The 13224-nt window shown below is 34.6% G+C and carries 13 protein-coding genes and 2 tRNA genes; 11 read left to right on the top strand and 4 right to left on the bottom strand.

Features of this window, described 5'->3' with window-relative positions; translation table 11 throughout:
* Positions 1-106: 106 nt before the first annotated feature.
* Positions 107-2500, bottom strand: a complete 2394-nt coding sequence (locus G7A72_RS06710; RefSeq protein WP_165151902.1) for a DUF5916 domain-containing protein — start codon at positions 2498-2500, stop codon at positions 107-109.
* Between the two features lie 188 nt (positions 2501-2688).
* Between G7A72_RS06710 and G7A72_RS06705 the strand changes: the two genes are divergently transcribed.
* Complete coding sequence (locus G7A72_RS06705; protein WP_165151901.1) at positions 2689-3411, top strand: murein L,D-transpeptidase catalytic domain family protein; 723 nt, start codon at positions 2689-2691, stop codon at positions 3409-3411.
* Here the strand turns inward: G7A72_RS06705 and G7A72_RS06700 are convergent.
* The gene (locus tag G7A72_RS06700; protein WP_241258589.1) at positions 3400-4989 is read right to left on the bottom strand and encodes a murein L,D-transpeptidase; all 1590 of its coding nucleotides are present in this window, start codon (positions 4987-4989) and stop codon (positions 3400-3402) included. The genes G7A72_RS06705 and G7A72_RS06700 overlap by 12 nt on opposite strands.
* A 189-nt stretch (positions 4990-5178) precedes the next feature.
* Positions 5179-5310, bottom strand: a complete 132-nt coding sequence (locus tag G7A72_RS16690; RefSeq protein WP_256371166.1) for a hypothetical protein — start codon at positions 5308-5310, stop codon at positions 5179-5181.
* Between the two features lie 172 nt (positions 5311-5482).
* Between G7A72_RS16690 and G7A72_RS06695 the strand changes: the two genes are divergently transcribed.
* Positions 5483-5555: transfer RNA gene (locus G7A72_RS06695), tRNA-Gly, on the top strand.
* 44 nt (positions 5556-5599) lie between these two features.
* Positions 5600-5672, top strand: a tRNA-Gly gene (locus G7A72_RS06690).
* Between the two features lie 164 nt (positions 5673-5836).
* On the opposite strand, the gene pepE is transcribed toward G7A72_RS06690, so the two are convergent.
* Positions 5837-6544: a dipeptidase PepE gene (pepE, locus tag G7A72_RS06685; protein ID WP_165151900.1), complete on the bottom strand. Its 708-nt coding sequence runs from the start codon at positions 6542-6544 to the stop codon at positions 5837-5839.
* A gap of 131 nt (positions 6545-6675) precedes the next feature.
* On the opposite strand from pepE, the gene G7A72_RS06680 reads away from it, so the two are divergent.
* The 8 genes from G7A72_RS06680 to G7A72_RS06645 all read left to right on the top strand — a co-directional run bounded on the left by G7A72_RS06680 (position 6676) and on the right by G7A72_RS06645 (position 13123).
* Positions 6676-7446, top strand: a complete 771-nt coding sequence (locus G7A72_RS06680; protein WP_241258588.1) for a hypothetical protein — start codon at positions 6676-6678, stop codon at positions 7444-7446.
* Positions 7436-8164 carry a carboxypeptidase-like regulatory domain-containing protein gene (locus tag G7A72_RS06675; protein ID WP_241258587.1) on the top strand — a complete coding sequence of 243 codons (729 nt, stop codon included), beginning with the start codon at positions 7436-7438 and terminating at the stop codon, positions 8162-8164. Before G7A72_RS06680 ends, G7A72_RS06675 begins: the two co-directional genes overlap by 11 nt.
* Before the next feature lie 22 nt (positions 8165-8186).
* Complete coding sequence (locus G7A72_RS06670) at positions 8187-8357, top strand: hypothetical protein (RefSeq protein ID WP_165151899.1); 171 nt, start codon at positions 8187-8189, stop codon at positions 8355-8357.
* Between the two features lie 33 nt (positions 8358-8390).
* A complete protein-coding gene (locus G7A72_RS06665) occupies positions 8391-9146 on the top strand; it encodes a hypothetical protein (protein WP_241258586.1) in 756 nt (251 codons plus the stop codon).
* 80 nt (positions 9147-9226) lie between these two features.
* A complete protein-coding gene (locus G7A72_RS06660) occupies positions 9227-9730 on the top strand; it encodes a DUF6702 family protein (RefSeq protein WP_165151898.1) in 504 nt (167 codons plus the stop codon).
* Positions 9731-9794: 64 nt separating this feature from the next.
* Positions 9795-12038: a M1 family metallopeptidase gene (locus G7A72_RS06655; RefSeq protein WP_165151897.1), complete on the top strand. Its 2244-nt coding sequence runs from the start codon at positions 9795-9797 to the stop codon at positions 12036-12038.
* 108 nt (positions 12039-12146) lie between these two features.
* A complete protein-coding gene (locus tag G7A72_RS06650; protein WP_113665140.1) occupies positions 12147-12548 on the top strand; it encodes a twin-arginine translocase TatA/TatE family subunit in 402 nt (133 codons plus the stop codon).
* A complete protein-coding gene (locus tag G7A72_RS06645; protein WP_165151896.1) occupies positions 12548-13123 on the top strand; it encodes a phosphatase PAP2 family protein in 576 nt (191 codons plus the stop codon). Before G7A72_RS06650 ends, G7A72_RS06645 begins: the two co-directional genes overlap by 1 nt.
* The last annotated feature ends 101 nt before the right edge of the window (positions 13124-13224 follow it).

Below are 13224 nucleotides of genomic sequence, written 5' to 3'. Positions count from 1 at the left end.
TTAGAAAAACCAAAATAGTTTCAAAGGGACAAATCACCAATCCACACAGTAGTTTGGATTAATAGACTCCCTTTTCAATCGAATGTTACAGTTTGTTTTGAAAAAATTAAAATTTATTTTTTACCGAATTGTAATCAATAAAATAACGAATGCTTACAGAAAGCACGTTTGTAAGATCGCTGTTGAAGATGTTATCGAGGTTTTTGGATGCTCTTTTTTCAACAATGTCAGATCTTTGTAGACCATAATTACGGTACAAAACTGAGATTTCGCTTCCTGGTGCAAACCACCATGAATAGGATAAATCAAAGTTCCAGGAATTAAAATTCCGGTCTTTGTTTTGTGCGTAAGCTGTGTTTGGAGTTAGATAGCCGCTGTCTTGCAGGGTGAAAAATTCATGATTTTTAGAATACGACCAATAATAGCGAGCCGTTAAGTTAATTGTCATTTTGTTGTTCAGCGCATATTTTCCGGTAAAATCGTTTTGAAGGATTTCTCGATTGCGTTCTGCAAATATAATTCCTGTATCATCAAAGGCAACCCAGCCACGATCATTTTTCATATTGGTGTATTCTGCTGCGAAGGATAAAGAAAATTTGTCGCTGAATCGGTATTTTGGACCTAAATAAAAACCATAATTATTTCGACCACTCTCATTGTATTTTGTAAATGTAGGTTGGATAATTAGTGTAAAAGGATTGTTGTCGTTTGACGTAAAATTTAGTATGGCGATCATTTTTTCTGGAAGAAATACATATCTTCCATATTCACGAGGCTCGTAAAAATCGAATGTTTTGAATGGTGAAAGTTCAGCTACAAATTCCAAAGTGTCATTATTTAATGTTGTTGCTTTAATTTCTGTCCCAAAAGCACCAGTCTGTAATTTTCCGGAAGTATTGTCTATTTCAAAATTTACATATTCATTTATTCTGAAAGTATTAAAAATTTTGGTAGGATTCACAATTCTATAGCTTGCATGTCCATAGGCATTATGATAATTAGAATAAAAATTGATTCCTAAATCATTCACATCGTAGTTTTCTGAAAGATATTTTCCAGAAAACCCGTACCTATATTTCCCGCTTGTTTTTTCAAATCCAATTTCTGTTTTAAATCCATCATAGTCTTCAATGGTATTGATGGAGCTGTATTTAAAGTCACCATATAAATTATAAGTGTTCGCTTTTGTATTTAAATCAAACAGTAATGCCGAAACATTTGCATCTCTAAAACCACCGTTTCTGGTAGTATTTGCATTGACAAAAGTCACCGAAGAGTTTTGATTAAAGCGTTGGTCCACGACAAAAATATTGTAATTTGTCAAAGGTTCAATTACTTCTTTTCTTACCTCCCCTGTATCAATATTTAAAATAGTAGCTTTAGTTTTTTCTGTAACAGCGTTCAAGAATCCAATTCCCAAGCCTTTTTCTGTACGTCCGGATATTTTTACGGCATTCAATAAATCTACTGTGCTGGGATAATCCGTTATTTCTTCGTTCAAATTGGTGATTGGTTCGGTGCTTGGAGCACCACCAATTCTTCGGGAATAAAATAGTCCGCCTTTGCTGAATAAATCAGTTCCTTCCGTGAAAAAAGGTCTGTTTTCAGCAAATTGCTGTTCGAAAGGCAATAGGTTTAAAATTGCGTTGTCAAATTTTGTTTGTCCAAAATCAGGCACTAAAATCGCATCTAATGTAAAAGAGTCGTTGATACCGTATTTGATATCCAATCCAGCTTTTAAAGTGGTGTCTGAACCAATGTCACTTTGCTGATAATAAGCGGATGAATAGGGTATTAGGAAAAGTCGTGTAGGAGTTTGAATGTTTTCTATTCCTTGAAGAATTCCTGCTTGTGGAATAACAGCGCCTATTTTAGTATCAATCCTGTTCCAGGTATATTTTTGTACATCACGCTTTATTTCACGCATGAAGTTTAAGCCCCAAGTTTGTTTATCGGCCTTCGAAAAGCGCAAAGCGGCATAAGGAATTTTCATTTCTACAACCCAGCCAAATTCAGTAATTGTCACTTCGCTGTCCCAAATGGCGTCCCACGTAAAATCTTCATAATCCTCTGTTGCCAAACAATCCATTTGAACTCCTGCCGCACTTACAAAAAACCTAAAATCTTGTTGGCCATCATTGAAACCATTGAGGTAAACGGAGAAATGATCCGAAACACCAAAAACATCTCTATTGGTTATTTCTTTTTGAATTTTATCGGGTTCGTTATCATAAAGTAATGCCGATATGTAAATGGCATTGTTGTCATACAATACTTTTACCTCTGTTTTTTTATCATTGCTTATCGGTTTTCCATTGTCAGGTTCAAACATGATAAAATCCGAAGCAATCGATGCAGATTCCCAGATTTGCTCATTAATCTTGCCATCGATTGTTATATTTTCTGTGATAGATTTTGCTTGAAGTGACTTTTTTTGACTAAAAGCAGTATGACTAAAGAATATTAAAAAAAATAGAGTTACAGAATATAATTTTGACATAAATTGGGATTGAATATGAACAAAAATAGAAAAATTAACATAGAAATTGCCTTTTTTATGATTATTCACTCAATAATTAGTCGTAGTTTTCGTTATTGTAAAACTAAATTTTTGTTAAATACGATTTGATTCTTAATTATTGGCGTACGTTTGCAACCCCGAATTAATCTATAACTTAAAGAAAATCAATGATTTATACGATACTTCCTACTGTTTTGTTTATGCTTGCTTCATTATCTCCAAGTAAAATAAGTTTCTCTGAACCAAATAATGTTAAACCAGTAATTTATGCTAAGGCGTTAGAAACTAGTGTTGAGACTAAAATTGAAATAGCCTACAATAATTTACATTCTGACAAATTTGCTTTGCCAAAATTGGAAAGCTTTGCTGTTGCTTTGAAAGGGTATTATTCCTTGAAAGATAAAGGATTGATCAAAAAAGACATTTTAACGTTAATCGACTTTAGTTTGTCTTCTAATACCAAAAGACTTTGGGTAATTGATTTGATGACTGGTGAAGTCTTGTTTCACTCTTTGGTTGCCCACGGAAGAAATACAGGTGAAGAATACGCTTCTAATTTTTCTAATGCTTCAGAGTCGTATAAAAGTAGCTTAGGCTTCTACGCTACAGGTGAAATTTATAATGGTAAACACGGAATGTCACTTCGTTTAGACGGTTTAGAAAAAGGAGTAAATGATAATGCAAGAGCAAGAGGTGTAGTGATGCACGCAGCAGATTATGTTTCCAATTCATTTATCAAAAATAACCATAGATTAGGAAGAAGTCAAGGCTGTCCTGCTGTTCCTGCTGAATTATCTAAAGAGATTATCAGCACAATCAAAGACAAATCGTGTTTCTTTATTTATCATCCTTCAAGAGCTTCTGTATTTGGAGCTAAATCAATTTCGTAATTTATCGTACAAATTTGCGTCAAGGTTGTAAATATCATCTCTGAAAATCAATTTGTTGTTCTCGCTCCAAGCGGTCCAATACAGGAGATGAAAAGCTATTTCTTTTTTGATTTTTACAAATTTTGTTCTCTCATTCTGTAAAGTTTCTGTGATATTTTCCAGGTTCCAATTGACTCCGTCGTTTAGGATATATTCTGTTAATTCCAATGGATTATCTACTCTGACGCAGCCAGAACTTAATGAACGATCTATTTTGTCAAAATAATCCCTGTGATTCGTATCGTGTAAATAAACGGAGAAACGGTTTGGAAAAATGATTTTCACCATGCCCAACGAATTGAAAGTACCTGGACTTTGTACATATCGATACGTTTTGGCCTGAGATAATTGCCATTCGTAAGGACTTACAATTCTTCCATTACTATCGTAAACTTTAATATTTGATTGCGTTAAGTAGCTTCTACTTCTTAAAATAGCAGGGATTACATCTTCCCTCAGGATGGTTGGCGGAACCGTCCAGGTTGGATTAAAAACGACTTGTGTTAATTTAGAACTCAGCACTGGTGTTTTTCTTTTAGCTCTTCCTACAATTACTCGGTGTGTTCTCAACGTATCATTATTGTTTACCAGCGACAACTTATAATCTGGAATATTGATGATAATATATTCCTTTCCCATTTGTTTCGGATACCATTTCCAGCGTTCCAGATTAGCCAGTATTTGTTGTGTGCGTTGGGTTTTAGAAAAATTAAGTGAAGCAATGGTTCCGGCTCCAATTTTTGCATCGGCGGCTAAACCGTGCCGACTTTGGAATTTTTTTAAGGCATTAACCGTTTCTTCGTCATAAATAGTAGTAAGACTATCTTTAGGTTGCAATTCTTTCCAATAAATTAATCGTTTCTTGATGTCGATTAAAGAAGGATTGGTATCATTCGGCGTTATTATTTTTGTGAATTTAATGGATTTAAAGTTGTCTTTTGGAAAAGAATTAATTTGCTGAAGTGCTTTTTTTAATCTTTTGTAAATAAGGTGATTGGGTTTCAATTGCTCTATTTTATAAGCCAAGGAGTCGGTTTGAAGTAATTGGGCGACTGTTGTATTTAGATCTATTTCGTTTGGTTTCAAATCCCAGTTCTTATATAATTTTCGAGGATTTAGTCTTCCGTTAGTAAGATGTGAGATGTATTTTTGTAAACTGGAAGTCAGTAAAATATCATATTTTGCCAAATCTACAGAATCTAGAGAGACTGCTTTTTTTTCGAAATCAAATAACGTTTTTACGTTGTAGTCTTCGGGGATTAATCCTTCTTCATCTGATTTGATAAGTTCTCCTAAAATTATTTTTCTCTTTTCTTCGGATTGCCAAACTGTCCTGTAATTCGTAGACGTGTAAAAATCTGTAAGTACTTTGTTATGGAACGAAAGGACTAAAGTGGAGTCCATATTGGTTGGTTTTCCTTCCGGTTGCACATGAGGTTTTGCAATCTCTTCTTTCAAGATTACCTCACTTTTTAGTTCTTCTTTTTTGCAACTAATGAAGGTCAACAGCATCACAATCAAAAATGTACTATTCATCATTTATACCTTTAAATGTTATACTTTATTGTTCGATTCCTAGACCTTTTACTATAAAAAAATAAAACCTTCTTTTTCCGGCGTTGAACCAAATTAGATTTGGTTTGTTTTTGCTGCACTCTTTTTCATGTGTGAATGCATGTTCTTTACTTCAAATATGGGAACTACTCCCAAGAGATTTTCAGAGTTATATCAACCAAAATGAACAGCTGTTGCTAAAATATGGCCGTCAAGACGACAACTTTCTAGCGATTCTTCCATCCGAAGTGTAGGAAGTCGTACCGAAAATGCATCCAAAGCAACTATTTGTTTGATGTTTTGCATTATTTTTTCAAAGATTTTTTTGTGTCCTATAAAGGTATAATATTTTCATATTAAATTCTTTATGATTTGAATCCTCTTTTTTAAAAAAGGTTTAAGAGGTAAGATTGAGACTTTTTAAGAAAAAAACTTGCATTGAAGCAAAGTTATTAATTATATTTGCACCGTTGTTAATGCGAAAGTAGCTCAGTTGGTAGAGCTCCAGCCTTCCAAGCTGGTTGTCGCGAGTTCGAGCCTCGTCTTTCGCTCTAAGTTTCAAATTCACTTTGAAATCTTATTTTACTGTTATAATGCGAAAGTAGCTCAGTTGGTAGAGCTCCAGCCTTCCAAGCTGGTTGTCGCGAGTTCGAGCCTCGTCTTTCGCTCTAAAACCTCAAACTTTTGTTTGAGGTTTTTTATTTTAAGGTTGTGCGAGTCCCGAAGTTTCGGGATATCCCGTGAACGAAGAGATACGGGAAGCCTCGTCTTTCGCTCTTCAAAGCCGAAACTTAATTGTTTCGGCTTTTTTTATTTTGGAGATTTTGTAAAATCATTTTACAAAATTCAATTTAGTTCCAGGTTCTAATTCTTCAGGAATTTGATTTTGTCTAAATAATCGTGCTTTCAAATTGCCTTTCAAAGTAATTGAATCTCCTTTTACGTCTAGCCAACTGCCTTCTCTCAGTCCTAAAACCGGAACAGTATTAAATGCATGATATTCTTTAATTCGGGTTTCTCGTGTTTCGCCCATGTGTTTTGAAGAAGTGTCTGGATCTAAATAATGCGGATTTAAATTGAAAGGAATTAATCCAAGCGTTTTAAAACTTGGCGGATAAACTATCGGCATGTCGTTTGTCGTTTGCATCGTAAGTCCGCAAATGTTGCTTCCTGCGCTTGTTCCTAAATACGGAGTCCCATTTTTTACAACTTCCGAAAGGGTTTCCATCACATTATTCTTATATAATTGTGATACGAGAACAAAAGTGTTTCCGCCTCCTGTGAAAATTCCTTCGGCATTTTTTATCGCCTCTGCGGGATCTTCAAATTCGTGAATTCCAATTACCTTTTTATTTATTTTGGCGAAAGCCAAGCCAACCATTGCAGTGTATTCCTGATGCGAAATACCGCCAGGTCTGGCGTAAGGAATAAAAAGAATCGTGTCACAATCCTGGAAATGCGTTGTCAATTCCGGTAATAAATACTCCAGATAATTCTCGTTTGCAAGTGTTGAGGTACTTGCGATTAGTATGTTTTTCATTTTTGGTGCATAATTTGTGCTAAAGATATTAAATCGGTCTTTTTTATTTCAAATTTTTAATTAACATTTTTTTACCAAGTCTTTAGTACTTAATTTGGAATGCATTAAGATACTTTTACGAGGTGTCAATAATGGCTATTAAAGAGATGATTAGAATTTTGTACTTATTTTTGGCTTTTACTATAACAAATGTTTGGTCACAAGATGCGTCCCGAAGAAAATTGAACGGAAAAGTAACTGCTGATGTTTCAGTTTTGGAAGGTATTTATGTTATAAACAAAAAAACAGAAAAGGCATCAATTACGGATCGTGATGGTAATTTTTTTATTCAGGCAGCTGCTGGTGATACATTGCTGTTTACTGCGCCGCAGTTCAAAGAGACTTTATTGCTGTTGACTCAGGATGATTTTGAACAAGGAGTTCTTTATGTGAAAGTCACGCCAATAGTGAATCAATTGCGGGAAGTGATTGTTCGAAATGGGATTAATGCATCTTCATTAGGGATTATTCCTAGAGGTCAGAAAACGTATACTCCGGCTGAACGCAAATTGTATACGGCCAGTGATCTTAATGCTTCAGCAAATGCGGGTAGCATGATGGGAGGATCAGTTTCGGCGGATCCATTGTTAAATTGGATTTCGGGAAGAACTAAGATGTTGAAAAAAGAAGTTGAGATTGAAAAGAAAGAATCCTATTTAAGACAGTTAGAGAATTTGTTTACTGCCGATTACTTTGTGAGTAAATTAAAAATACCTTCTGAATATGTCAAAGGATTCGAATATTACAGTATCGAAAATGAACGATTTGTGACGGTTCTGAAATCTAAAAATGTAACAATGACCACTTTTTTGATAGGAGAATTAGCTACGAAGTATAAAGAAATAATTGCCGGTGAAAATTAAAAATACGCTACAGTTTGTAATCCTTTTGTTGGTTCAGGTTGCCTTTGGGCAGACCAATAATACGAAGGAAATTCGAGGAAAAATAACTTCAGATTCTGTTGCAGTGGATCGCATTAACGTTGTAAATGTATCAACAGAAAAAGCAACGGTTTCAGATGCTAATGGTTTTTTTACAATCCCCGTAAAAGAAGGCGATATTCTAGTATTCACAGCCGTTAATTTAGAGGCTCTTCGCCGGAAAATCACTAAACAGGATTTGTTAGGGGAAGTTATTACGGTCCAGATGATTCCTAAAAGTATTATTTTGAAAGAAGTAATAGTGAATGAATCATCTATTACCGCGGAAAGTTTAGGAATTATTCCCTACGGTCAAAAGAAATACACACCTTCTGAAAGGAAATTATACACAGCAACTTCTGGTGGCGGAATTGACGGGCTATTGAATACGATATCCGGGAGAAAAGCCATGTTGAAAAAGGAAATTATTGTAGAAAAGAAAGAACAGCTTTTGGCAAGAATTGATGTGCTTTTTGAAGATAAATATTACACAGAAACCTTGCGGATTCCGTCGGATTATATCAAAGGATTTCAGTATTATTGTGTTGATGATGGTGTGTTTGCAAATGCGTTGCGAGCAAAGAACAAAACATTGATTATGTATTTAATCGTGCAACTTGCTGAGAATTATAACGAAATTATAGCGCTTGAAAATAAATAACATTTTAAGGGAAATGTTCTTTATGATTTGCCAAATTTCTTTTGGACAAACTCTCGATGAAAAGCTGGTAAAAGGAAAAATCAGGTTAGATTCTGTAGGCGTAAATGGAATAAATATCTTAAATTTAACGAACGGAAAAACAACACAAACAAATAATGCTGGAGAAGGTTTTTATTTATTCTCGGAGGGTTAGATGTCTAAATTAATTACAGTAAAACAATTTCAGATGAAAACTAAAATAAAAATAATGTGCTTCCTTTTCTTTTGCCAACTTTCTTTTGGGCAAATTGAAACTCGAAAGTCACTCCACGGACAATTTGTAAATGAATCCGCTTTGGTAGACAATGGCTACGTTTTTAATTTGAATTCGAAAACAAGAACCTTCATCGGCAATCAAGGTTTTTTTGATATTTTGGCGAAAGCCAAAGATACGTTGCTGGTTTCAAGTCCTTTTTTTAAGTCTAAAAAAATCGTACTTCAAGAAAAGGATTTTTTAAAAACGCTGTTTGTAATCAATTTAGAGGCGCAAACTACACTTTTGAAAGAAGTAATTGTAAAAGGTAAAATGGACATAAAGCCTGCTATCGGCAATTCTCAGTCAATCGTGGATACGCAATTTACGGATGATGCGAAATCTTCACCGATAAACAGAACAATGCCTTCAGATGGAACCATAGAAAGCGGAATGGATTTTGTTAGAATATTTAAAATGGTTTCCAAAGTCTTTAAAAAAGATTCGGATGAAAAGGCAGGGTTAAATGCTCAAGCAGATTTTTCTGATGTCGTTTCTAAAGGGTTAGATCGCTATTTTTTTACCAATACCTTGAAGTTGAAAACGGAAGAAATTAGTCTTTTTCTGGATTATTGTGAAAGTGATCCGAAATCAAAAAATCTTTTGAAAGAAGAAGATGAGTTTTTACTAATTGATTTTTTAATCACAAAGAACGAAGAGTTTAAAAGAATTACTACTTTGCAAAAATGAAATCGCCATGATTCCAGAATACAAATATGATTGAAGAATGGCGATAGCATTTTCCGATAAAAAACAAATAGAATCTTCGAATGAAAAAAACAATCTTAATCACTTTTTTTGGTTTACTATTTTTAACATTAACTTCTTTTGGTGTACATAAGTTTTATGTGGCTTTGTATCAGGTGAATTACGCCCCTGAAAAGAAAATGCTTCAGATAACGACTCGCATCTTTGTAGATGATTTGAATATTGCAGTTGGAAAAAAGTACAGCAAGAAAATCAATTTAGGTTCAGAAAATGAATCTGTTGATGATGTAAATTTTTTGAAAAAATACTTCAGCGAAAAATTTTATATCAAAGTAAACGGTCAGACCAAACCGATACATTTTTTGAGCAAAGAAATGGAAGGCGATGTGCTCATTTGTTACTTTAGCATGAAAGAAATTCAAAAAATAAATTCCTTAGAAATTTATAATGCTGTAATCACTGAAGGTAATTCAGAGCAACAAAATATCATGCATTTTAATGTTTCTGGAGTCAAAAACACATTGCTTTTTACGGAATCCACATCCAAGGGAATGTTAAAATATTAATAAATGTAGATGTATCTGCTTAAAATTATTATTTTCACCCATTGAAACAACCAGATTCCCACCTATGAAAAAATTATCTTTATTATTGTTTTTTCCTGCATTGTTATTTGCACAGGAAAAAACAGTGCCGGTAACACCAAAACAAACCGGAAAGTACGACACGAACAAATTTAGTCAAATGTATGATTTGTTAGCCACGCCTAACATGTTTCGTACGGCTTCAGGAGCTCCAGGTCCGGCTTACTACCAACAACAAGCGGATTATAAAATAAATATTGAGCTTGACGACAAGAATTCAAGATTAAGTGGTTCGGAAACCATTACCTATTATAATAATTCTCCGGACACTTTAGAATATTTATGGGTGCAGTTAGACCAAAATCAAGCTGCTAAAAACTCACAAACTCCATTGGCGGAAAGCCAGAGAATGGAGCAGGTTTTTCCAGCGGGAGGTTTTGCTAATAAATTTTTGAAAGAAGAGCAAGAGCGTGGTTTTAACATTGAGTTCGTGAAGGATGTAAAAGGAAACACATTGTCGTATACGATTAATCAAACGATGATGCGTATCAATTTGGCAACGCCAATGAAACCTGGAGAGAAATTTTCTTTTGCAATCAAATGGTCTTACAATATCAACAATTACAGACAAGATGGCGGTCGTTCAGGATATGAATTATTCGAAAAAGACGGAAATAAATTATATGTGATTGCTCAATTCTATCCTAGAATGGCAGTTTATAATGATGTAGAAGGATGGCAGAATATGCAGTTTTGGGGGACGGGAGAATTTACATTGCCTTTTGGAAATTTTGATGTAAATATCACTGTGCCTGCAGATCACGTTATGGAAGCAACAGGAGAATTGATGAACAGAAGCGAAGTGTTTACTCCGGAACAAGTCAAAAGATATGAACTTGCAATGAAATCCTATGATAATCCGGTTGTTATTGTAACACAAGCGGAAGCTGAAGCAAATGAAAAAGGATTCTCTGATAAGAAGAAAACATGGAAATTCAGCGCTAAGAACGTTAGAGATTTTGGAATTGCCACTTCAAGAAAATTCATTTATGATGCCATGGCGGTTAAATTAAGTGAGAAAACGGTAATGGCAATTTCAGTTTATCCTAAAGAAAGTAATCCTTTATGGGGAGAAACTTCGACAAGAACTGTAGCGCATACTTTAAAAAGTTATTCTGCACATACGTTTGATTATCCCTATCCAAAAGCGGTTTCAGTATCTGCGGAAGATCAGGGTATGGAATATCCAATGATTTGCTGGAATTACGGTCGTCCTGACGAAAAAGGAGTGACTAGTGATCGTATTAAAAATGGTATGATTGGAGTAGTAGTGCATGAAGTAGGACACAATTTCTTTCCTATGATTGTAAACTCTGATGAACGTCAGTGGTCTTGGATGGATGAAGGTTTGAACACTTTTATGCAATACATGGCTGAGCAGGAAATGGGAACAAACTTCCCTTCAAGTCGTGGTCCTGCGAGCAAAATTGTTCCTTACATGAGCGGTGATCAAAAATTCTTGGAGCCTATTATGTCTAACTCTGAAACAATAGTTCAATTTGGTGCAAACGCTTATGGTAAGCCGGCAACTGGTTTGAATATTCTTAGAGAAACAATCATGGGAAGAGAATTGTTTGACCATGCGTTCAAAGTATATGCGAACAGATGGAAATTCAAGCATCCTACTCCGGAAGACTTTTTTAGAACGATGGAAGATGCTTCGGCAGTAGATTTAGACTGGTTTTTCAGAGGATGGTTTTACTCCACTGATTTTGTAGATATCGGTGTTAAAGAAGTTAAACAATATTACGTGTCTGAAACGGCTACTAAAGAGCTAAAGGATGCAACGGTAAGAAGAGGACGTTTTGGACAGGAAAAAGGACCTTTCGTGTATTTAGTTCCTGGAACTAGCGAAGAATTATCTGCAAAAGAAAAGAAAGCATTAGCAATTGCGGATGTAAATTTATTAGCGGACTATGTAAATAAAAACTTTACAGCGGATGAAAAAACAAAAATAAAATCTCCAAAATACTTTTACGAAGTAGAGTTCAATAAACCTGGAGGAATGTTAATGCCGCTTATTGTTGAGTTAACTTACGAAGATGATACAAAAGAGTCATTCAAATATCCAGCTCAAATTTGGAGAAAAAACAATGATACCGCTAAGAAAGTATATGCGACTGAAAAAGCAATCAAAAAAATCCAAGTGGATCCAAAATTAGAAACTGCTGATATTGATCTGACCAATAATACTTGGCCGAAAGAAGAAGTGAAATCTAAATTTGACTAAAAAATAAAACTTGTAAAAAAGACTCTGAAAAGAGTCTTTTTTTTATGAAAAAATTAAAAGTCAAAGATTCAAAATTTAATATCTTTGTAACAATCAAAAACAAAAAATATGTTTGGTATAGGTGGAGGCGAATTAATTTTTATCATGTTTATAGTGCTTATGCTTTTTGGTTCTGATAAAGTTCCTGAAATAGCCCGCACCATGGGTAAAGCAATGGCGCAATTGAAAAACGCAACGAATGACATTAAAAGTGAAATTCAAAAAGGCGCTGAGGCAAACGGATTCGATGCGAAAACATTGACCGATTTTAGGGGGAATATTACCTCTGAAATCAATAAAGCGAAGGAAAATTTGTTGGGCGATACATCTCAATTTACTGATATAACCGGCAACATTACTTCAGAAATTAATAAAGCCAAAGACAGTTTATTGGCAGATACAACCGCTCCTATTGAAACTACTAAAGAGGTAATAGAAGACATTACAGGGCCTATAAAACGTCAGATGTAATGGTAGAAAAATTACTTTCATTAGATACGGAATTGTTTGTGTTTTTAAATAGTTTGGGATCAGAAAAATATGATGGTTTGTGGTCATTCATTACTAAACAAAGCAACTGGATTCCTCTTTTTTTACTTTTGCTGTATGTGATCTTCAAAAAACTTGGAGCAAAACAAACACTCTACTTACTGCTATTTGTAGCGGTATTGGTCACGTTTACAGATCAAATGACCAATGTATTCAAAAACGGATTTCAACGCTTGCGACCGTGTAATAATCCTGAAATAAAATCCTTTATACGCATCGTTCAATTCAGAGGATCTTTTAGTTTTTTCTCAGGTCACGCCTCGAATTCAATGGCTGTTGCAACATTATTATATTTTACTTTAAGACAGTATTTCAAATATTTTTGGCTGTTGTTTTTATGGCCTTTCATCTTTGCTTATAGCAGAATTTATCTCGGATTGCATTATCCATTAGACATTTTATCAGGTTATTTATTTGGATTTACCTCGGGTTTTTTGATGTATAAAGTATACAAAATGGCCCAACAAAAGTATTTTCCCTTACGGGCAAGGGATTAGGAGCCATTTCCTGCTCTACGCTGTATCTTTTTCTTGTGATTCTTCCTTGGGTCAGAATAACAAGAAAAAGGATGCCGCTCCCATCAGGGCTAGGCAGTTGT

The organism is Flavobacterium sp. Sr18, assembly GCF_011064265.1.
Classification (GTDB): domain Bacteria; phylum Bacteroidota; class Bacteroidia; order Flavobacteriales; family Flavobacteriaceae; genus Flavobacterium; species Flavobacterium petrolei.
This window is presented reverse-complemented; position numbering and strand designations above follow the sequence as displayed.